14 protein-coding genes and 1 other annotated feature are annotated in these 21,419 nt (G+C 46.4%); of the genes, 10 read left to right on the top strand and 4 right to left on the bottom strand.

Annotation, left to right across the window (positions count from 1 at the left end; translation table 11 throughout):
* Positions 1 to 30: 30 nt before the first annotated feature.
* The gene (locus MKS89_RS11970; RefSeq protein WP_072956053.1) at positions 31 to 1,500 is read right to left on the bottom strand and encodes a glutamate synthase subunit beta; all 1,470 of its coding nucleotides are present in this window, start codon (positions 1,498 to 1,500) and stop codon (positions 31 to 33) included.
* Positions 1,500 to 6,029, bottom strand: coding sequence for a glutamate synthase large subunit (gene gltB / locus MKS89_RS11965; RefSeq protein ID WP_072956055.1), 4,530 nt, complete (start codon positions 6,027 to 6,029; stop codon positions 1,500 to 1,502). The genes MKS89_RS11970 and gltB overlap by 1 nt, the downstream gene beginning before the upstream one ends.
* A gap of 593 nt (positions 6,030 to 6,622) precedes the next feature.
* Here gltB and mnmL point away from each other — a divergent pair.
* From mnmL to arcB, 3 genes are all read left to right on the top strand, one after another.
* Entirely contained in the window at positions 6,623 to 7,555 is a 933-nt protein-coding gene (gene mnmL / locus MKS89_RS11960) for a tRNA modification radical SAM protein MnmL/YtqA (RefSeq protein WP_235862478.1), read from the top strand.
* 164 nt (positions 7,556 to 7,719) lie between these two features.
* Positions 7,720 to 9,117: a GGDEF domain-containing protein gene (locus MKS89_RS11955; protein ID WP_072956058.1), complete on the top strand. Its 1,398-nt coding sequence runs from the start codon at positions 7,720 to 7,722 to the stop codon at positions 9,115 to 9,117.
* A gap of 90 nt (positions 9,118 to 9,207) precedes the next feature.
* A complete protein-coding gene (gene arcB / locus MKS89_RS11950) occupies positions 9,208 to 11,589 on the top strand; it encodes an aerobic respiration two-component sensor histidine kinase ArcB (RefSeq protein ID WP_072956060.1) in 2,382 nt (793 codons plus the stop codon).
* Positions 11,590 to 11,646: 57 nt separating this feature from the next.
* Here the strand turns inward: arcB and arcA are convergent, their stop codons facing one another.
* Positions 11,647 to 12,363, bottom strand: coding sequence for a two-component system response regulator ArcA (arcA, locus tag MKS89_RS11945; RefSeq protein ID WP_072956062.1), 717 nt, complete (start codon positions 12,361 to 12,363; stop codon positions 11,647 to 11,649).
* 312 nt (positions 12,364 to 12,675) lie between these two features.
* On the opposite strand from arcA, the gene MKS89_RS11940 reads away from it, so the two are divergent.
* The 5 genes from MKS89_RS11940 to thrC all read left to right on the top strand — a co-directional run bounded on the left by MKS89_RS11940 (position 12,676) and on the right by thrC (position 18,722).
* Positions 12,676 to 13,080, top strand: a complete 405-nt coding sequence (locus MKS89_RS11940) for a DUF3293 domain-containing protein (RefSeq protein WP_072956063.1) — start codon at positions 12,676 to 12,678, stop codon at positions 13,078 to 13,080.
* A gap of 108 nt (positions 13,081 to 13,188) precedes the next feature.
* Complete coding sequence (locus MKS89_RS11935) at positions 13,189 to 13,674, top strand: putative 4-hydroxy-4-methyl-2-oxoglutarate aldolase (protein WP_072956065.1); 486 nt, start codon at positions 13,189 to 13,191, stop codon at positions 13,672 to 13,674.
* A 184-nt stretch (positions 13,675 to 13,858) separates the two neighbouring features.
* Positions 13,859 to 13,975: a sequence feature (Thr leader region), on the top strand.
* A 28-nt stretch (positions 13,976 to 14,003) separates the two neighbouring features.
* Positions 14,004 to 16,466 carry a bifunctional aspartate kinase/homoserine dehydrogenase I gene (thrA, locus tag MKS89_RS11930; protein WP_072956067.1) on the top strand — a complete coding sequence of 821 codons (2,463 nt, stop codon included), beginning with the start codon at positions 14,004 to 14,006 and terminating at the stop codon, positions 16,464 to 16,466.
* A gap of 4 nt (positions 16,467 to 16,470) precedes the next feature.
* The gene (thrB, locus tag MKS89_RS11925) at positions 16,471 to 17,442 is read left to right on the top strand and encodes a homoserine kinase (RefSeq protein WP_072956069.1); all 972 of its coding nucleotides are present in this window, start codon (positions 16,471 to 16,473) and stop codon (positions 17,440 to 17,442) included.
* Complete coding sequence (thrC, locus tag MKS89_RS11920) at positions 17,439 to 18,722, top strand: threonine synthase (RefSeq protein ID WP_072956072.1); 1,284 nt, start codon at positions 17,439 to 17,441, stop codon at positions 18,720 to 18,722. The genes thrB and thrC overlap by 4 nt, the downstream gene beginning before the upstream one ends.
* A gap of 98 nt (positions 18,723 to 18,820) precedes the next feature.
* Here the strand turns inward: thrC and grcA are convergent, their stop codons facing one another.
* Complete coding sequence (grcA, locus tag MKS89_RS11915; protein WP_072956075.1) at positions 18,821 to 19,198, bottom strand: autonomous glycyl radical cofactor GrcA; 378 nt, start codon at positions 19,196 to 19,198, stop codon at positions 18,821 to 18,823.
* A 295-nt stretch (positions 19,199 to 19,493) separates the two neighbouring features.
* Here grcA and nfo point away from each other — a divergent pair, with 295 nt between their 5' ends.
* Both nfo and ung read left to right on the top strand, forming a co-directional pair.
* Positions 19,494 to 20,372 (top strand): deoxyribonuclease IV, encoded by an 879-nt coding sequence (nfo, locus tag MKS89_RS11910; protein ID WP_072956077.1) that lies wholly within the window; start codon positions 19,494 to 19,496, stop codon positions 20,370 to 20,372.
* 268 nt (positions 20,373 to 20,640) lie between these two features.
* Positions 20,641 to 21,318 (top strand): uracil-DNA glycosylase, encoded by a 678-nt coding sequence (gene ung, locus MKS89_RS11905; protein ID WP_072956080.1) that lies wholly within the window; start codon positions 20,641 to 20,643, stop codon positions 21,316 to 21,318.
* Positions 21,319 to 21,419 lie beyond the last annotated feature (101 nt).

The following is a 21,419-nucleotide window of genomic DNA, read 5'->3' as shown; positions in this document are numbered from 1 at the left end:
GGGAAGACAGAGAGGCCGATATAGGACGATTTAGGCCGAACGCATCAGAGAATCCGCTCTGGCTTCGAGGTTACTCTCACCCATCAGATAGGTATCAATGGCACGGGCACATTCGCGTCCTTCATTGATACACCGCACTACTAGTGATTGCCCGGTACGCATATCCCCAGCGGCGAATACGCCAGCCTGATTAGTTTGGTAATCCGTTGTTGCCACATTACCACGTTCGTCAAGTTCAATATCCAATTGGGCCAACACGCCATGCGGTTCAGGGTGAAGAAAGCCCATTGCCAGAAATGCCATATCGCACGGCATGACCCGTTCACTGCCTGCCACTTCTTCGTAACTCGGACGTTCACCAGCCTTGGCGGGTTGCCAGACAATGTCGGCAACCTTCAAACCCGTCACTTGACCTTGCTCATTACCGATAAATGCTTTGGTCAGGATATTCCAGTGACGCTCACATCCTTCTTCATGAGAGGTTGAAGTCCGCAGAATCATCGGATATTGCGGCCATGGCATATTCGCCGGACGCTTCTCCGGTGGCATCGGCATGATCTCAACCTGAGTAATGCTTGCTGCCCCGTGACGGTTTGAGGTCCCGACACAGTCGGAGCCTGTATCACCACCACCGATCACGACCACATGTTTCCCTTTGGCGTGGATTTCTTCGCTTTTGAGATCCATGTTGTTGGCGCGGCGATTATTTTGAGCAAGAAACTGCATCGCAAAATAAACACCGTTCAAGTCTCGGCCCGGAATCGGCAGATCGCGAGGGACGGTGGAGCCACCGGTCAGCAGTACGACGTCATATTCCTGACGTAGTTGCTGAGCATTGATGTTGACCCCAATATGCGCATCGACGACGAATTTGATACCAGCCTGACGCATCAACTCGATCTTGCGATCAATGACATCCATACCCAGCTTAAAGTCAGGGATCCCAAAGCGCAGTAATCCACCGACTTTTTCATCCCGCTCATACACAGTGACGGTGTGACCGGCACTATTGAGTTGTTCGGCAGCAGATAATCCTGACGGGCCGGAGCCGATAATCGCAATGGTTTTGCCGGTGCGGCTGCGTGGGGTTTTCGGTTGGGCATACCCTTCGCGATAAGCCGTTTCGACAATCGTTTTCTCGATATTACAAATGGTAATCGGATCCTGATTGATACCCAGCACACATGCACTTTCACAGGGCGCCGGACACACGCGACCGGTAAATTCCGGGAAATTGTTGGTTGAACTGAGGATCTGCCATGCTTCTTGCCAGCTGTTGCGGTAAACCGCATCATTAAATTCAGGAATGATATTGCCGATCGGACAGCCACTGTGGCAGAAGGGCACACCACAATCCATACAACGAGAAGCCTGCGTATTAATTTTGTCACCGAACTCCTCATTGAGCACAAACTCCCGGTTGTGTTCAATTCTGACTTCCGGTGCCACTTTGGCGGGCAGTTCCCGACCATGTTCTAAAAATCCAGTTGGTTTTCCCATTACACGGCCTCCGCTTCCGTCGCTTGTACTTGTTGTGCTGCCCGTTTTTGCAGGACAGCTTTGTAATCTCTCGGCATGACTTTCACCAGAGATTGCAAGTTCTGCTCAAAGTTATCCATAAAGCGCTGAGCCACTTCACTCCCGGTGAAACGGATATGGTTGTTGAGCATGGTCTCAAGCAAGTTGATGTCCTCGTTATCCAGTGGATCCAGATCAACCAGTTCAGGGTTGAGTTTGTTATGGAAATCACCATCGGTATCCCAGACATAGGCAACACCACCACTCATGCCGGCTGCGAAATTACGACCGGTTGAACCCAAAATGATTGCAACACCACCCGTCATATATTCACAACCGTGATCACCAATGCCTTCAACCACGACACGGGCGCCGGAGTTTCTGACACAGAAACGCTCACCGGCTTTCCCTCGAATGTAAGACTCACCGGACGTTGCGCCATAGAAACAGACATTACCGACCACAATATTTTCTTCGGGAACAAGCGATGTATTGTGGTTTGGATAAAGAATCAGGGTGCCACCGGACAGACCTTTGCCCCAGTAGTCGTTTGCGTCTCCTTCCACTTCAAACTGCACGCCTTGATTCAGAAATGCCCCGAAAGACTGACCGGCAGAGCCGGTAAACTTGACCTGCATGAGCTGAGGTAAGCCTTGATCGCGATATACTTTCGAAATTTCATTCGAGAGCATGGTGCCTGTGCTCCGGTCTGTATTGCGGATCGGAAACTCAGCCTGAACGGCTTTCCCCTGCGTCAAGGCCGGTTGGGCGACCTGAATCAACTGGTGATCTAAGACATTTTCCAGAGCATGATTCTGAGTCGTCTGGCAGTAAATACCATCACCGCTTCTTGGTGACTCCATATACAGTAGCGGACTCAGGTCAAGGTTGTGATACTTCCAGTGTTCGATGTTGCTTCTGACTTTCAGTTTATTGGCCTGACCGACCATTTCATCAATGGTTCTGAATCCCAGTTCTGCCATGATTTCACGAAGTCCTTGCGCCATATAGCGGAAGAATGTCACCACATCTTCGACGCGACCATCAAATCGTTCACGCAGGGTTTTGTTCTGCGTGGCAATGCCGACCGGACAAGTATTCTTGTGACACTTACGCATCATGATACAGCCTTCGACCACCAGTGCTGCAGTGGCAACACCCCATTCTTCAGCACCGAGTAGGGTGGCAATCGCCAGATCTCGCGGCGTTTTCATCTGTCCGTCCGCCTGAACGACGATTCGGTTGCGTAGCCCGTTTTTCAGCAGGGTCTGGTGCGTTTCAGCCAGCCCTAACTCCCATGGTAGACCGGTATGACGAATCGATGAAATCGGGGATGCCCCAGTACCACCGTCATAGCCTGCGATCAACACGACATCGGCTTTGGCTTTGGCTACCCCAGAAGCGATGGTGCCGACACCGGCTTCAGAAACCAGTTTAACGTTGACACGACCGGCACGGTTTGCATTTTTCAGGTCAAATATGAGCTGAGCCAAATCCTCGATAGAATAAATATCGTGATGTGGTGGTGGGGAAATCAGACCGACACCCGGAGTGGAGTGACGGGTTGCCCCGATCCAATCATCAACTTTATCTCCGGGAAGTTGTCCGCCTTCTCCGGGTTTGGCGCCCTGAGCCATTTTGATCTGTAATTCATCCGCATTGGTCAGGTAATAGGCGGTTACACCGAAACGGCCTGAAGCAACCTGTTTGATCGCGGAGCGTTCCCAGTCGCCGTTTTCTTTCTTCTCAAAGCGGATCGGATCTTCACCGCCTTCACCGGAGTTGGATTTCGCGCCGAGGCGGTTCATCGCAACGGCTAAGGTGGCGTGCGCTTCGTAGGAGATGGAACCGAATGACATGGCACCGGTGGCAAAACGTTTGACGATACTTTCAATCGGCTCAACGTCATCCAGTGCAATCTGTCCGGCCGGGTTTTTCACCATTTCAAGCTGGCTGCGAAGTGTGACGGCCTTGTCACCCTGACGATCAACCGCTTCGGCATATGCTTTGAACTGTGCATAGTCTTGATGACGCGTTGATTGCTGTAACAAGTGAATCGTTTCCGGATTGAACAAGTGTTGTTCACCGCGTTGTTTCCACTGATAAACGCCACCGACATCTAAGACTTGCAGCGGAATTTCGCGTAACGGATAGCCAAGGCGGTGACGGATCAGAACTTCTTTGGCGATGTCGTCCAGTGTCAGCCCCTGAATCCGGGTCACTGTTCCGGTAAAGTATTTATCAACGACGGCTTTGCTAATCCCCAGCGCTTCAAAAATTTGCGCACCGTGATAAGACTGAAGGGTCGAAATTCCCATCTTCGAGAAAATCTTCAGCAGACCACCGTTGACCCCTTTACGATAGTTATCGAAGAGCGTATTGATATCTACTTGTTGATCCAACTTGTTCTTCTGTTGTAGATCGACAATGGTTTCCGTGACTAAGTATGGGTTGACGGCATTGGCACCATAACCGAGTAACGTGGCAAAGTGGTGGGTTTCCCGCGCATCGCCTGTCTCGATGACGATACCACATTTGGCCCGTAATCCTTTGCGGATCAGGTGATGGTGGACCGCACCGACAGCCAGCATCCCCGGAATCGCGGCATGGTTTGAGTTCACTGCGCGGTCAGTCAGCAAAATAATCGAATAACCATCGATGACGGCATCTTCCGCATACTGACAAATGCGTTTCAGCGCGCGTTCAAGTTTACCCGGTTCACCACTGGCCTGAAAAACGATATCCAGCGTTTTTGCTTGCAGGTGCTCGTTATCAATCGCTCTGAGTTTTTCGAGTTCAGCATTGGAAATGACCGGTGATTCGAGTTCGACTTTGCGACAGTGTGCCGGTGACTCGTTGAGTAGATTTTGATCTTTTCCCAGATAGGTGTTCAGTGACATGACCATCCGTTCACGGATCGGATCGATCGGTGGGTTGGTGACCTGAGCAAACAACTGTTTGAAATAGTGAGATAAATGCTGAGACTGGTGAGACAGTATAGCCAGAGGCCAGTCTGCTCCCATAGAACCGAGTGGTTCGTAACCGGTTTGAGCCAGTGGCAGAATAATCTGATTGACTTCTTCGCTGCTGATGCCAAACGCCTGCTGGCGATGTAGCAATCGTTCTGGTTTCGGTTGGCTGTGTCCGGTTTCTGCTTCGGGAAGTGATTTGAGACTGAGTAGATTATCTTGAACCCACTGCTCGTAAGGCTGTGCGTTCGCAACACTTTCTTTAATCTCTTCGTCGGAAATAATCCGACCTTCTTCCAAATCGGCGACAAAAATTTTGCCGGGTTGGAGGCGACCCCGGTATTGAATATTGTCTGCTGCGATATCGACGACGCCTGACTCTGATGCCATGATCAGGAAATCATCTTTTGTAACGGTATAGCGGGAAGGACGCAAGCCATTGCGGTCCAATGTCGCACCGACCATCACACCGTCACTGAAACAGACTGATGCCGGGCCATCCCACGGTTCCATAACATTGGCATGATACTGATAGAATGCCCGTCGCTTGGCATCCATCTTTTTATTTTCCTGCCATGCTTCCGGAATCATCATCATCAGCGCATGGGGCAGGCTGCGCCCTGAAAGAACCAGCAGTTCCAGTACCATATCGAAGTTTGATGAATCGGAGCTGTCCTCCTGACAAATCGGTAACAGCATGTCGATTTCAGCTTGGGTAAACCGCTCAGATTCAAGAATGGCTTCTCTGGCTTTCATCCAGTTGAGGTTGCCGCGAACCGTATTAATTTCACCATTATGGGCAATATAACGGAAAGGCTGAGCCAGACGCCATTTCGGGAAAGTATTGGTAGAAAATCGAGAATGCACTAAGGCCAACGCAGTGACCATCGTGGGATTTTGCAGATCAAGGAAATACTGCGGGACTTGCTCGGTGGTCAGCTGGCCTTTGTAGATCAGCGTCTTATATGACATGGAGTTGATGTAAAAGTCATCTCCGATATTGGAGATACTTTCCAGACAAACGCGAACCGTATAGTTACGCAGCACATAGAGTTTGCGTTCCAGTTCTTCCGGGGTGACGCCCGGGCCACCACTGATAAAGACGTGTTCGAATTGTGGTTCGCTACTGAGTGGATCCGCCCCTAACATATGGTTATCGGTCGGAAGAACGCGGTATCCGAGAATTTCCAAATCCAGACGCTTGGCATTTCTTTCTAGAATGTCACGACACTGTTCGCGCTTGTATTCATCCTTCGGAAATAACACCACACCTACACCGTATTGATCGAATGAAGGAAGACGAATCCCGAGTTTGACGGTTTCTTCAAGAAGAAACTCATGAGGTTTCTGTAGGAGAATCCCTGCACCGTCGCCACTGCATGGATCACATCCCTGACCACCGCGGTGTTCCATTCGAGCCAGCATGTCCAGTGCCTGAGTCACAACCTGATGGGATTTACGGTTTTTTAAATGGGCGACAAAGCCGATACCGCAGGCGTCATGCTCCAGTTCGGGCGTGTATAGCCCTGATGAATTTAACATTGATACATCCTTCCAGTTCAATAAAGACGCACACGAACCGGAGAATGCTTCCCCGGATGATGATGTGTCTGGTCCTTTTTTTATCTTTATTGTCTCAAAGCCGACGGATGACGTCGGCTTGAATCCGTTCCGTTTCCCACCGGAAATCGGGTGGGAAAAACAATCCTTGGTGATATGCAGGTCATTATTTATATGCAGCCAGTGCTTTATTTTGGTGGATTAGCTTATCACCGAATTTTCATCCGTTGCGTCATCTCCAAATATGACAAATACGAACGAAACTGAAACTATCCTACATTTTTGTGACATAAAATCCAATAGCAAAGCGATGGAATTTTTATGCAAGTTAATCGATTGCAAATGAGGTGTTAATTAACTTTTGTTTAACATTGAATGCGTGTTTATTTATTGATGTGGGTTAGGGTGCCCTCGGATTGATTATTCTAAAATGAGAGAAATTATCAGTATATTGTAATTTTATTTCGTGACAGGTTGTTGTTTCTTCTAAGAAATTGAACGGCTGGAAATCGGTGTGCCAATGCGTTTGGCGACCTTTATTATGGATGCATTTGAATATTTATTCCGAGGCGGGTTTGAAACAATTACACGAGCTGGTTAATACATTAGGACAAGATCTGAAACGTCGTTATGGTGAACGGGTCCATAAGTTAACGCTACATGGCGGATTTAGCTGCCCGAACCGGGATGGCACGATAGGGCGGGGCGGGTGCACGTTTTGCAATGTAGCTTCATTTGCGGATGAACAGACTCAGCATCAAAGTATTCGTGAGCAACTGGTCGCCAGAGCGGGCGAAGTCTCGCGTGCCAGAAAGTATCTGGCTTATTTTCAAGCATATACCAGTACCTATGCAGAGGTTGAACGACTCAAACAAATGTATCAAGAAGCGCTTTGCGCGGCAGATGTTGTGGGGTTGTGTGTCGGCACGCGTCCGGACTGTGTGGCTCCCGGAGTGTTGGAACTGCTTGCTGATTATCAACAGCAAGGCTATGAAATATGGCTGGAACTGGGATTACAAACAGCACATCAGCGAACATTGAAACGGATTAACCGGGGCCATGATTTTACTTGCTATGATCAGGTCACAAGACAAGCCCGGGCGTTGGGGCTGAAAGTTTGTACTCATTTGATCGTCGGACTTCCCGGTGAATCACCGTGTGATAACCTTGAAACGCTTGATCAGGTTCTGAATACGGGCACGGATGGGATTAAGCTGCATGGGTTACATATTGTGGAAGGCAGTGTGATGGCAAAGTCTTGGCGCGCTGGCAGACTTCAGGCGCCGGAATTGTCTCTCTATGTTGAAACCGCCAGTGATATCATCCGCCGAACACCGGCCGATGTGATTTATCATCGAGTCTCCGCATCAGCCCGCAGGCCGACACTGCTTGCACCGTTGTGGTGTGAAAATCGCTGGCTGGCAATGACGGAAATTGAACGTGCTCTCAATCAAAAAGGGGGGCAAGGTTCCTTAACCGGCGAAGAATTTGTGTTTCCTCAGGCGTAAAACATCAAGTAATGGCGTGCTAGTGAATCGCGGACCGAGCGACTGTTTTGCGGTGCTTTGTATTTTTTCAGTGACACAGTTAGATATCTTACTCAAACGTATAGAGTATTTATGAAATAACTTGTTATTCTTATAAGAAGAATTGTTAACAGAAGGTAATAGCGATGTCGCAGTTGACATGGGAGCATTATACTCAGCTGGAAATTGCGCTTGGTATGGGGAGTATCATTGCTGTACTCGCCGGGATTGCCTTATGGATGGTATACCGTCGAAAAGTTCGCCATCTGCACGACATGTTTGTTGATGTGCCATGTGCACTGTTAATGGTGTCGCGGAAAAATCATCAAATTTTGTTTGCCAACGCGTTGGCACAACATGCACTTCAGCTTCAGATACATGGGCGCCTTGTCCAGTTTTCTCCTTGGGTGAGCGCCTCTCAACGCGAGTATTTTTCTGAGCTCATCGATAAAAGTTATCAAGAGCACTCCCGCCAGTTCATCGATTGGCCAGTGGGCGAAGATCATTCAGTACAGATTGAATTTCAAGTCAAGGATACCGTGTTTCAAGGACAAACAGCCTGGATGGTACAAATGCTGATTCATCATGAACGTGCTGAAGCGAATGAGGAACAGCGCACGATTCGAACCGATGATCTGATGCAACAACTCTGGGATGCTTCTCCGGATGCGATCGCGGTTATACAGGATGATGGTTATTGTCGTTCCTGTAATTTATCGTTTGCACATTTGTTAGGTCAGGATGAGATGGCACAAGTGACAGGCCAACGGCTGACTTGGCCGGCACAAGAGGCGCCCTTTTTTCAACAGATGTTTGCGTTGACCGAACAAGATATCGCTGCCAAACAACCCATTCGTTACATCGATCAGTTAGCAAGAGAACCTCGACAATGGTTTGATGTAGTGAAATCTGTTTATCGTTCACCGGCGACCAATCAAGTGCTTGCACTGGTAATTATCCGCGATATTACAGCGTGGTATTCTGGTGAGCCTTCAGCACAGTTGCTCAATGCCCACCACATCCACTCTTTTGATCAACTGACGGGCATTGTCAGCCGCAGGCGTTTTGATGAAACGTTGGAAACACTATGGCATATTCATATTCGAGAGGAGCAACCATTGGCGGTTATCTTGTGTGATGTCGATTGTTTTGAGAGTTACAACCAGCATTATGGTGATGAGCAAGGGGATGAAACGCTATGCACGGTTGCATTGGCGCTGCAACGGGTAATCAGTCGTTCTTCAGATTGTATCGCCCGTTATGATGGTGATCGGTTTGCCTTTATTTTGCCCAATACCCATATTGACGGAGCTTGTTGGGTTGCTGAAAAAATTCATTCTGAATTTAAACAGATTCAGTTGCCTCATCCGGTGTCGGATGTCTCGAACCATGTCACGGTGAGTATGGGAATTGTTTCTCTGGTGCCCAAAACAGATGAGTTGTCCGAACAATTTGTTGCCTACGCGGAACAGGCACTACATCAGGCAAAAATGCAGGGACGTAACCGCACATGTATTTATTATGAATCTTTGGGCAGGCGATAATGGATTGTCTGCTCGCCGTTTGGACGGCCTTGGTCCGAACTTGTTCTTCCTTCCGAATTTAGCGCGATATCGTTGTCTGGAGCGTTTTTAATGAAACCGATGAAAAATCTGGCTCAGTATTATGTAGACCTATTGGTTAAGCTGGGGATTCTCCGTTTTTCAATTCTTTTAGCCTTGGCGCTGGTGGCACTGGCGGTGGTCGTTCAGGTTGGGATTACTCTGGCACTGCATGGCTATGTCGATAATATCGATATTATCCGTTCGGTGTTTTTTGGATTGATCATTACACCTTGGGCGGTCTATTTTCTTTCTGTCGTCGTGGATCAACTCGAAGAGTCGAGACAGCGCTTATCCAAGCTGGTCGCAAAATTGAAAGATATGCGCTCGCGCGATCAAGAGCTGAATTACCAGTTACAGCAGAATATTGTCAAACTGAATCAGGAAATTGAAGAGCGGATCAAAGCCGAAGAAGCGCGGGAAGAAGCCATGGCTGATCTGGAAAATGAGGTTTATCAGCGGGAAAAGACCCAGCTTGAGCTTGCTGAGAGAACCGCATTATTACGATCATTTATCGATGCTTCGCCTGATTTGATTTATTACCGCAATGCTGAGGGGGTTTTCTCCGGTTGTAACCGGGCGATGGAAGAGTTGACGGGGAAAAAAGAAAGAGAGTTGGTTGGATTGACACCATGGGATGTTTACAGTGAAGAAATTGCTCAGCCGATTGTGGAAACGGATCAACAACTGTTCTCTCAAAATTGTGCCGTAACCTATGAACAGTGGTTGGAATACCCCGATGGTCGTAAGAACTATTTTGAAATCAGGAAAGTACCGTTTTACAGCAAAGAAGGCCGCCATTTGGGCTTGGTTGGCTTTGGTCGGGACATCACTGAACGGAAGCGTCATGAAGAGTCATTGGAAAAAGCCAGTCGCGATAAAACCACCTTCATTGCCACGATTAGTCATGAGTTAAGAACGCCACTGAATGGGATTGTGGGACTGAGTCGGATGCTATTGGATACAACCATGACTCAGGAGCAACGGAAGTATCTACAAACCATTCATATCAGTGCGATCACATTGGGCAATATTTTTAACGATATTATCGATATGGATAAGTTTGATCAGCGCAAACTAGAGCTTTTCCCGCAACCGTTGAATCTTGGTGAATTTGTCACCGAAATTGAGAGTCTGGCTGCATTAATGGCAGAACAGAAAGGGTTGCGTTTTGATTTGGAAAGATTGACCGAACTGTCATATGTGGTAATGGTCGACGGTACTCGGCTACGACAGGTGCTTTGGAACCTGATCAGTAATGCGATGAAATTTACCCGCGAAGGCGGCATCGTGATGACCGTCAGTTCTGAGATCGAGGAAGATAGTGCGCATATCATCATGGATATTGAAGATACGGGGATTGGGATTGCCGAAACAGAATTGGATAAGATCTTTGCCATGTATTATCAGGTGAAGTCGGGCAAAGATAATCTTCATGCCGTCGGAACCGGGATTGGTCTGGCGGTATCACGCCAACTGATAAACCTGATGGATGGGGATATTACTGTCAGTAGTGAAGAAGGGTTCGGCAGTACCTTTACCATTTCACTCAATGTGCCTTTGGCTGATGATGCGCTGTTGACGCCAGATTCTCCTGTGACGCAGAAAACACTGAATATCTTTATGGTTGAAGATATTGAATTGAATGTGACGGTCGCCAAATCGCTGCTGGAAAGTTTAGGGCATTCAATTACGGTTGCTATGAGTGGTGAAGAAGCGAAAAAACTGTTTGTGCCGGATCGCTATGATTTGGTTTTGCTGGATATCCAGTTGCCGGATATGACCGGCTTTGATGTCGCTCAGTTCTATCGGCAACAATATGGGCAAGATTATCAATTGCCGCCACTGGTGGCTTTAACGGCCAATGTACTAAAAGATAAGCAGGAATATTTGGAGAAAGGCATGGATGATGCCATTAGTAAGCCGCTTTCAGTAGTTGCTGTCCAGAATGTTATTCATCGGTATTTCGGTGCCGAGCATGAACCCGAAAGGGAGGTTGTGCATCGGATCGATCATGTGGTGGATACGCCTCATCAACACGCTGAAACCGATAAGAAAAAGGAACATTATAGCCGTATTCTGGATTTGGATATGCTGGGGGCTTATGTTGATATCGTCGGAAAACAACCGGTTCTGGACAGTATTGAGATGTTCGAAGCGATGATGCCGGATTATCTCGATATTCTGGATTCAAATATGGTTGCCAAAGATCAAAATGGCATTGTTTCCGAAGCTCATAAAATCAAAGGTGCAGCGGGTTCCATCGGATTGGCCCGAATTCAGGCGGTGGCACAAAAAGCACAATCCCCACAAGCACCGGCCTGGTGGGAAAATATTACCGATTGGGTTGAAGAAATAAAAACTGAATATGCGCAAGATATTCAATGTCTTCGCCAGTGGCTCAATGAAAAATAACCAATAAAAAAGCCTCTCGGGACGGAGGCTTTTTTAATCAGTGCACAACCTGAAGTGTTACTCTTCGATATCACCACAGAAGCGATAACCTTCACCGTGAATGGTCGCGATGATTTCAGGGGTGCCCGGAATTGATTCAAAATGTTTCCGAATTCTGCGAATCGTGACATCAACTGTCCGATCATGAGGTTTGAGCTCACGCCCTGTCATTTTTTTCAGCAAGTCGGCACGCGTCTGAATTTTGCCGGGATTCTCACAGAAATGTAGCAGTGCTCTAAACTCAGAACGAGGCAGCTTATAGCTTTCACCATCTGGATTGATCAGCGAACGACTATTGATATCCAATTCCCACCCGTTGAAAACATAGTGTTCGACTGAACGCTTTTCTTCAGAGGTGGTATTTGAACTCATGGAGCGGCTCAAGAGGTTGCGGGCACGAATCGTGAGTTCTCTGGGGTTAAATGGCTTAGTGATGTAGTCGTCGGCACCGATCTCTAGGCCAAGAATTTTATCGACTTCATTATCACGACCGGTCAGGAACATCAGCGCAACGTCGGCTTGTTCTCTTAGCTCACGAGCGAGGAGTAGTCCATTTTTGCCGGGTAAATTGATGTCCATAATCACCAGATTAACGGATTTGTCTGAGAGAATATGGTTCATCTCTTCGCCATTACTAGCTTCGTATACAGCGTATCCCTCTGCTTCGAAAATACTCTTAAGAGTGTTACGAGTTACTTGCTCGTCTTCTACGATAAGAATCTGCGGGGTTTGCATCGGCGGTACCTAATTTATGAAAAATTTGTACTAAATATAGAACTTATTATTGGTAATATATAACACACCAGTAATGATATGTTGATAAAAAATCAAAGTATTCACATAGAATACAACATGCTCATTGTCCCGCCATCCGTGGATGTGTTCTGCAAGGTGCTCCGTAACCTTGTCTGTTTTTCTGTTTGTTGCGGTGGATTTTATATTGTTAACAGCATGGTAACAACGATAGATTGTTAATACCCAACAGTTTGTTGATTTATGTCAATAGACGTCAATGCCTGAAACATCGGTGTATATAGGGTTGATGTAATGGAAAAATATCAGATTGATGATCGACTGTGGCAAGCTTATGCATCGACACATTTTCTTTTTTCTCAGCCGTTGCCCGGGCCTAAGTTCTCTATCATCACGGCATGGAACCCGCGAAGTTGTCGATTGTCTTATCAGGACAATAAAGCGAATAATGAGCGATTATGTCAGCAGTTCAACACCTCCCCATGGACCCCCGTTTTAGCAGGTGATGCTGCTTTTGAGTGGGTAGAAGAAAGTTTTGCAGTTGCAATTTGTCTTGAATTAGCTTTGAATTTAGGCCGAAAGTTTGAACAGAATGCTATATTTTATGTCCAAAATGAGACGGTTTTCTTGCATTCCTGTATTGATTCCAGATGTGATGAATTGGGAGTATTGTCCGAAAGAATTTATGTGTCTGGATAACGAATATTGACCTTGTCAGGGCGGTTAGGATTGACCGCGACCAAAGATAAAGAGGTCACTCGTAATCCGTCTGTAGCCAAATTTAGAATGAGAAATCATGGAGGAACGATGAGAGATATAACACCAGATCTTTGCGATAAGTATGAGTCACAGGTGACTTTGCTTGACCTGCCTTTACAGAACTTTGGGCAGAGAGATGCCTTTTGGGGCGAAATTGTCACCGTTCGTTGTTATCACGATAACTCGAAAGTGAGAGATGTACTGAAGCAAAACGGTAAGGGGAAAGTCTTGGTCGTTGATGGACATGGCTCATGTAAGAAAGCGCTTATGGGAGACATGATGGCATACGACGCCGTAAAAAACGGTTGGGAAGGTATCATTATCTATGGCGCAGTCAGAGATGTCGTGGCGTTATCAGAGCTGGACTTAGGTGTAAAAGCTTTAGGAGCCTGCCCGTTTAGAACCGAGAAAAAGGATGCAGGTTATATCAATGTGACACTCTCTATCATGAATCAGATGATTCAACCCGGAGACTACATTTATGCCGATTGGAATGGCATTCTGGTTTCAGAGCAACCATTAGAAGTCAACTAATTCACTGATGGTTCCATTTGGAGACATTCAGGGAAAGTTATGAAGAATCTTATTTTGAGCGTATTTTCTCTTCAATGGGCAAAAAAATATAATTTTTAATTGACTCTCCCCCTCATAATAAGGTACACGTAGGAAAACGTTATCTTATTGAGTCGAAGTTACATGACATTCAGCCACCCTGTAGTAATGATTAGCACCACCACCATTATTATTACCGACACCATTTATGTTGGGGCAGGCTGCTGAGCGAAAAAACTTCAAAAAAAGGCCTGTATCCCCACAAGATACAGGCCTTTTTTTTATACTATTTAATCACACTGGAGGAAGGGATGCGTGTATTAAAGTTTGGTGGGTCATCTTTGGCGGATGCCGACCGTTTTCTTAGAGCTGCACAAATTATTGCCAATAATGCCCAACAAGAAGATATCTCTGTAGTGCTTTCAGCACCGGGAAAAACGACCAACAAGTTAGTGGCAGTGATTGAATCTGCACAGACAATCGGGGAAGCGGGATTACAGATCAATGAGTTAGAAGCCTCTTTCCACAGTTTGTATCAAGACATCCAGTCTGAATTACCCAACCTCAAAGGGGAAGCATTTGACGAGACGGTCCGTCAGTCAATGTCCCAGTTGAGAAGTTATGTTCATGGGATCGGATTGTTAAGCGCGTGCCCGGAACATGTGAATGCACGGATTATCAGTAAAGGTGAGCGCATCTCCATCCAATTGATGAAGGCGGTTCTTGAAGCAAAAGGCTATGATGTCAGTCTGATTGATCCGGTGAAATACTTGCGAGCCAACGGTAGTTATCTTGAGGCGATGGTTGATGTTGACGCATCCACAGAAAACTTTAAACGTTCACCACTGCCTCAAAATCATGTGTATATCATGCCCGGTTTTACTGCGGGTAATCCGAAAGGTGAGCTGGTTTGCTTAGGGCGCAATGGTTCGGATTATTCTGCGGCTGTTTTAGCTGCTTGTTTACGGGCCGAATGCTGTGAAATCTGGACGGATGTTGACGGTGTTTATAACTGTGATCCGCGCTTAGTGAATGATGCCCGATTACTCAAGTCTCTGAGTTATCAAGAAGCCATGGAACTTTCTTATTTCGGCGCTTCTGTGTTACATCCCAAAACTATTGCCCCGATTTCTCGCTTCCAGATTCCCTGCCTGATTAAAAATAGTTTTAACCCACAGGGAGCCGGCACGCTCATCGGTCAAGATACCGGTGAAGACAAACTGCCAATCAAAGGTATTACCACGCTCAATGATTTAACCATGGTCAATGTCTCAGGTCCCGGAATGAAAGGGATGGTTGGTATGGCCAGCCGAGTCTTTGGGGCGATGTCTTCTGCCGGTGTTTCCATTGTCTTGATTACCCAGTCTTCGTCTGAATACTCAATCAGTTTTTGTATCGAATCTCAGGATAAAGAGAAGGCCAAACGAGTGCTGTCTGAAGCGTTTGAATTAGAACTGAAAGATGGTCTGCTGGAACCCGTTGACTTCATGGATGATCTGGCGATTGTGACGCTGGTTGGTGACGGAATGAGAACTGCGCGGGGAATTGCATCGCAATTTTTCTCATCTTTGGCTGAAGTTCACGTCAATATCGTGGCGATTGCTCAAGGATCATCGGAACGTGCGATTTCAGCAGTGATTCCGGAAGATAAGATTTCTGAAGCGATCAAAGCGTGTCATGAGAATTTGTTCAACTCAAAACATTATCTGGATGTCTTTGTCGTTGGTGTCGGTGGTGTCGGTGGTGAGCTGATTGATCAAATTAATCGTCAACAAGAGAAGTTGGCATCGAAAGATATTGTGATCCGAGTGTGTGGTCTTGCCAATAGTAAAGGTTGCCTGTTAGATGCCGAAGGGCTTCCTCTCGATAACTGGCGTCAGCGTTTGCAAGAAAGTGCCTCAGAGTCATTCAGTCTGGCAAGGCTAACCGCTTTAGTGCAACGCAATCATATTATTAACCCCGTCTTGGTTGACTGTACTTCAAGTGAAGTGATTGCCAATCAATATGTTGATTTCCTCAGTGCCGGTTTCCATGTCGTCACACCGAACAAACGGGCGAACACCGCAAGCATGGCGTATTATCAGCAATTGCGTCAAGTATCGAGAAACTCACGTCGGAAACTGATGTATGAGACAACCGTCGGTGCCGGTTTACCGGTCATTGAAAACCTGCAGAATCTGATTGCTGCCGGAGATGAACTGGAGCGTTTCAATGGAATTCTGTCTGGCTCTCTTTCATTTATTTTTGGTAAATTGGATGAAGGGTTGACGTTAAGTCAGGCGACTCAAGTTGCGAAAGAGAAAGGGTTTACCGAGCCAGATCCTCGGGATGACCTGTCAGGAATGGATGTTGCCCGTAAACTATTGATTCTGGCCCGTGAAGCCGGAATGAAGCTTGAACTGAGTGATATCGACATTGATCAGGCATTGCCACCGGGCTTTGATGCTTCAGGGAGTGTCGATGAGTTTATGGCGCGTTTACCTCAAGCTGATGATTATTTTGCATCACTTTATGCAAAAGCGGCTGGCGAAGGGAAAGTTCTACGCTATGTCGGGGAAATTGCAGATGGGCGATGCCGCGTACGTATTGCACAGGTGAGCGAAGATAATCCAATGTTTAAAATCAAAGATGGCGAGAATGCATTGGCATTTTATAGCCGTTATTATCAACCGATTCCTCTGGTGCTGAGAGGATATGGCGCAGGTACGGAAGTCACGGCTGCTGGTGTCTTTGCGGATGTGATGCGGACACTCGGTTGGAAACTAGGGGTTTAATTTTATGAGCACACAACAAGAAAGTGTGGTGATCTATGCACCGGCTTCTATCGGTAATGTCAGTGTCGGATTTGATGTTCTAGGTGCTGCGGTGTCTCCGATAGACGGTACATTGCTCGGTGATCGAGTGGAAGTGAAAAGCGGTGAATCTGCGTTTTCTCTCAACGCTGTCGGGCGCTTTGTGGATAAATTGCCTGCTAATCCGCAAGACAATATTGTCTATGATTGCTGGGTTGTTTTTGGACGAGAACTAAAAAAGAAAGCGGTTGATTTAAAGCCGCTTGAAATGACACTTGAGAAGAATATGCCCATCGGATCAGGACTTGGTTCGAGCGCTTGTTCGATTGTGGCGGCATTGGATGCTTTGAATCAGTTTCATGGTAACCCTTTGAATAAGATGGAACTCCTTGCGCTGATGGGCGAGATGGAAGGGCAGATCTCCGGTGGTGTTCATTATGATAATGTTGCGCCATGCTATCTTGGCGGCGTGCAATTAATGATTGAAGAACTGGGAATCATCAGCCAAGAAGTTCCTTGTTTCGATGATTGGTTCTGGGTGATGGCTTATCCGGGAATCAAAGTCTCAACTGCTGAAGCACGCGCCATTTTACCGGCTCAGTATCGGCGTCAGGACATCATTGCGCATGGTCGCTATTTGTCCGGGTTTATCCATGCTTGTCACTCGAATCAGCCGGAGTTAGCGGCAAAAATGATTAAAGATGTGATTGCCGAACCGTATCGTGAGAAACTACTGCCCGGTTTTGCTGCGGCTCGCCAGTATGCGATTTCAGCCGGTGCGCTAGCCACGGGGATCTCCGGAAGTGGCCCAACGTTATTTAGTGTTTGCCGGGAGTGTGATGTTGCCGAACGTGTCGCTCAGTGGCTTGAACAGAATTATGTACAGAATGAAAATGGATTCGTCCATATTTGTCGCCTGAATAAGCAAGGCTCCAAACAGACAGGAAGTAAGCTATGAAGCTTTATAATATAAAAGAGAATGATGAGCAGGTTTCTTTTGGTCAGGCAGTCCGTCAGGGGCTTGGCCGTAATCAAGGACTATTTTTCCCATCAGAACTCCCTCGTTTTGATGATATTGATGGATTGTTAGCTGAGGATTTTGTCTCCCGCAGTGCAAAAATCTTGTCGGCGTTGATCGGTAATGAACTGTCTCCCGAAGCCGTGAAGACTTTGGTTGAGAATGCGTTTCAGTTTCCTGCACCGATCCGGAAGGTGAAAGATCAGGTTTATGCATTAGAGCTATTTCATGGTCCGACATTGGCTTTTAAAGACTTTGGTGGGCGTTTCATGGCCCAGTCTTTGGCTGCCGTATCAAATGGCGGAAAAGTCACCATTCTGACGGCAACATCCGGTGATACCGGTGCCGCCGTGGCTCATGCTTTCTATGGCATGGAGAATATTCAGGTCGTGATCTTATATCCGCAAGGAAAGATTAGTCCGTTGCAAGAAAAGTTATTCTGCACACTGGGTAAAAACATCCATACGGTTGCTATTCACAGTGATTTTGATGCGTGTCAGTCTTTAGTGAAAAAAGCCTTCGATGATCAGGCGCTGCGTGATGAAGTCGGGCTGAATTCTGCCAACTCAATTAACATCAGTCGCTTGATGGCTCAGATCTGTTACTACTTTGAAGCCGCGGCTCAAATGAGCAAAGCAGAGCGCGAAAATCTGGTTATTTCAGTACCAAGTGGTAATTTTGGTAATTTGACGGCTGGCATGTTAGCCAAAGCATTGGGATTGCCAATTCAGCGTTTTATCGCGGCAACCAATGTGAATGATACTGTACCGCGTTATCTGGAAACCGGTCAGTGGGAACCGAAAGCTACGATTGCCACGACATCCAATGCGATGGATGTGAGCCAGCCAAATAACTGGCCACGCATTGAAGAATTGTGCCGTATTCAGGGTTGGGGCCTAGAAACGCTTGGTAAAGGTGTGGTTACGGATGAGCAAAGTGCTGCATCGGTACGTGAGCTTTATGAGTTGGGCTATTTATGTGAGCCGCATGGTGCGATTGCCTATCGAACCTTAGATCAACAACTACAGCCGGGAGAGACTGGGTTATTCCTCTGTACCGCTCATCCTGCGAAATTTAAAGAAGTTGTTGATGAGATTTTGGATACAGATATCCCGCTGCCGGGACCATTGGCAAAACATGCTCAAATGGCACTGCTTTCTGAAGAACTTGATGATGATTTTGAGGCACTGAAAACGATTTTACGTCGAGTCCAGTCATAAACATCACGAAAAGAAAACGGCACCTTTCGGTGCCGTTTTTGATGGTCTATCGAGAAATCCAAGCGTGTCATCATTGACTATGCTTGGTTTATCATCAATTACAGTGATTCAGTAAAAGTACGTGCGATGACGTCACGTTGTTGTTCCGCAGTCAATGAGTTGAAACGTACGGCATAACCAGAGACACGAATCGTTAACTGTGGGTATTTTTCTGGATGGGCAACAGCGTCTTCTAGCGTTTCTCTTTTCAAGACATTAACGTTCAGATGCTGACCGCCTTCAATACGTGGTGCTTTCTCAATCGCGAGTTCACGAGACTCATATTCACCCAGATCGCTGGCAGGAATGACTTGATCGTATTGATAACCGGCGGTTGCTGCCATGCAACGTGCTTCGTTTTTTTCTTGGTCAAGTAACCAGATAGAATTGATCAGATTATCATTCGCGGCTTTTGTAATTTGGATACCTTGAAGCATTGCTTTCTCCTCATCCACTAATGTGGTGCTGATTGGTGTTAACTTTCAAAATAAGTTGAGCTAAGTATTATATAGCAAATAACCTTTTTTATTGTATTGATATAGGTCAAAAAATGACAGTAAAATCGAGACTAGTTGATGCTGTTTTATTGATTTTTGTCAATAAGCTATTAAAAAATATGAATTTAAATTTTTTTTAATATTTAAAAATTATTTTACAATGTTCTGATGTTGTAAATTTACAACAAAAATGAAATGGGTCTATCAACTCAATTCGTGGATGTGAGGCCATTCAATGCAAGATCAAAAATTTATCGGTGCCCATGTTTCTGCCGCCGGTGGTGTTGAAAATGCACCACTGCGCGCATATGAGATTGGTGCAAATAGCTTTGCGCTTTTCACTAAGAATCAGCGGCAGTGGCAGGCTAAACCGTTGTTGCAAAGTTCCATCGATGCATTTCGGGCGAATTGTCGGAGATATGGATTCGAACCCCGGCATATCCTGCCGCATGATTCCTATTTAATTAATTTGGGGACACCTGATCCGGAAAAGCTAGAAAAATCACGGGCTGCTTTCATTGATGAAATGGCTCGGTGCCGATTACTCGGACTACATTTACTGAATTTTCATCCGGGCAGTCATTTGAACCAGATTAGCGAAGATGCGTGTCTGGAAACCATTGCCACATCGATTAATCTCGCTCACCAACAGGTACCGGAAGTCGTTGCCGTGATTGAAAATACGGCAGGACAGGGTAGTAATCTTGGCTGGCGGTTTGAACATCTGGCCCGAATTATCGAGTTGGTCGATGATCAGGAACGCGTCGGTGTGTGTCTGGATACCTGCCACTTATTTGCCGCCGGATATGATCTGAGAACGGCAAAAGCTTGTCAGCAAACATTTGCTGAATTTGATCAACATGTTGGGATGCACTATCTCAGAGCAATGCATCTTAATGATTCAAAAATCGATCTGGGGGGACGAGTTGATCGTCATCATTCATTAGGCGAAGGGATGATTGGTTGGGCGTGCTTTGAATATATAGCCAAAGACCCACGTTTTAATAATATCCCATTGATTTTAGAAACAATTAAACCAGAGTTATGGCCGCAAGAGATCCAGACATTACGTGATTATGCTGCCACGGTTCATTCAGACATTCTCCCTGTATAACTTGGCATATTTTTTTCATGGAATATTGGGTGTTTTATTTTCAGACATTGTGTCTCTGGAGGCTGTTATGTCATGCATGATCCATTCAATATCCCGCCCGTCATCTCCTTTACCGATGCCGAACCGTCATGTCTCTGGTCCGGGGGGACGTCATCGCAGTGTTGTGCCACCACGTGGCCGATGAAACGGATTGACACTTTTGCAGGTGCAACTCGATTCTTTTTATGAGTAGAATAGAACCATTCTCGACATTACTTTAGGATGGTTCATGACAAACTCACTGACTTGGCACGATGTAATCGGTGCGGAAAAACAACAGCCTTATTTTCAAGAAACGCTGACTTATGTAGAAAAAGAGCGTCAGCGTGGGAAGGTCGTTTATCCGCCAGCGAAAGATGTGTTTAACGCTTTTCGTTACACGGAATTCAGTGAAGTGAAAGTTGTTATCCTCGGACAAGACCCGTATCACGGGCCGAATCAGGCTCATGGATTGTGTTTTTCCGTGTTGCCCGGTGTGAAAACACCGCCTTCCTTAGCCAATATGTATAAAGAGCTTGCTCAAGATATTCCCGGCTTTTCGATACCGGAGCATGGTTATCTGAAAAGTTGGGCAGAGCAAGGCGTATTCCTGCTCAATACGGTTTTAACCGTCGAACAAGGGCAAGCTCATTCTCATGCAGGGACTGGCTGGGAAACGTTTACAGACAAAGTCATTGCAGAAATTAACCAGCATCGCCAAGACGTTGTTTTTCTCCTGTGGGGGGCTCATGCACAGAAAAAAGGACATTTTATTGATCGTCAAAAACATTGTGTTTTGACTGCACCGCATCCTTCTCCTTTATCGGCACATCGCGGCTTTTTTGGTTGTAAACATTTTTCTAAAGCAAATCAGTATCTTCAAGAACATGGAGAGACACCGATCAACTGGCAACCAATTTTGGACTAGGGCACTGTAGCGAAAAATTGTATTTTTTACGACCAGAATCAAATCAGTCTCCCGATAAGTTATATACAATTTGTTTATCACATTATGAACCGGAGAGGCGA

This window comes from Vibrio gazogenes, assembly GCF_023920225.1.
Classification (GTDB): Bacteria; Pseudomonadota; Gammaproteobacteria; order Enterobacterales; family Vibrionaceae; genus Vibrio; species Vibrio gazogenes.
The sequence above is the reverse complement of the archived record's forward strand: the minus strand, read 5'-3'. Positions and strand labels throughout refer to the sequence as shown.

Excerpts from the sequence above, each read along its gene's own strand:
- thrC (WP_072956072.1), top strand. The coding sequence starts at position 17,439 with ATGAAGCTTTATAATATAAAAGAGAATGATGAGCAGGTTTCTTTTGGT.
- MKS89_RS11940 (WP_072956063.1), top strand. The coding sequence starts at position 12,676 with ATGGAAAAATATCAGATTGATGATCGACTGTGGCAAGCTTATGCATCG.
- MKS89_RS11955 (WP_072956058.1), top strand. The coding sequence starts at position 7,720 with ATGTCGCAGTTGACATGGGAGCATTATACTCAGCTGGAAATTGCGCTT.
- arcB (WP_072956060.1), top strand. The coding sequence starts at position 9,208 with ATGAAACCGATGAAAAATCTGGCTCAGTATTATGTAGACCTATTGGTT.
- thrA (WP_072956067.1), top strand. The coding sequence starts at position 14,004 with ATGCGTGTATTAAAGTTTGGTGGGTCATCTTTGGCGGATGCCGACCGT.
- arcA (WP_072956062.1), bottom strand. The coding sequence starts at position 12,363 with ATGCAAACCCCGCAGATTCTTATCGTAGAAGACGAGCAAGTAACTCGT.
- nfo (WP_072956077.1), top strand. The coding sequence starts at position 19,494 with ATGCAAGATCAAAAATTTATCGGTGCCCATGTTTCTGCCGCCGGTGGT.
- gltB (WP_072956055.1), bottom strand. The coding sequence starts at position 6,029 with ATGTTAAATTCATCAGGGCTATACACGCCCGAACTGGAGCATGACGCC.
- ung (WP_072956080.1), top strand. The coding sequence starts at position 20,641 with ATGACAAACTCACTGACTTGGCACGATGTAATCGGTGCGGAAAAACAA.
- MKS89_RS11970 (WP_072956053.1), bottom strand. The coding sequence starts at position 1,500 with ATGGGAAAACCAACTGGATTTTTAGAACATGGTCGGGAACTGCCCGCC.
- grcA (WP_072956075.1), bottom strand. The coding sequence starts at position 19,198 with ATGCTTCAAGGTATCCAAATTACAAAAGCCGCGAATGATAATCTGATC.
- MKS89_RS11935 (WP_072956065.1), top strand. The coding sequence starts at position 13,189 with ATGAGAGATATAACACCAGATCTTTGCGATAAGTATGAGTCACAGGTG.
- thrB (WP_072956069.1), top strand. The coding sequence starts at position 16,471 with ATGAGCACACAACAAGAAAGTGTGGTGATCTATGCACCGGCTTCTATC.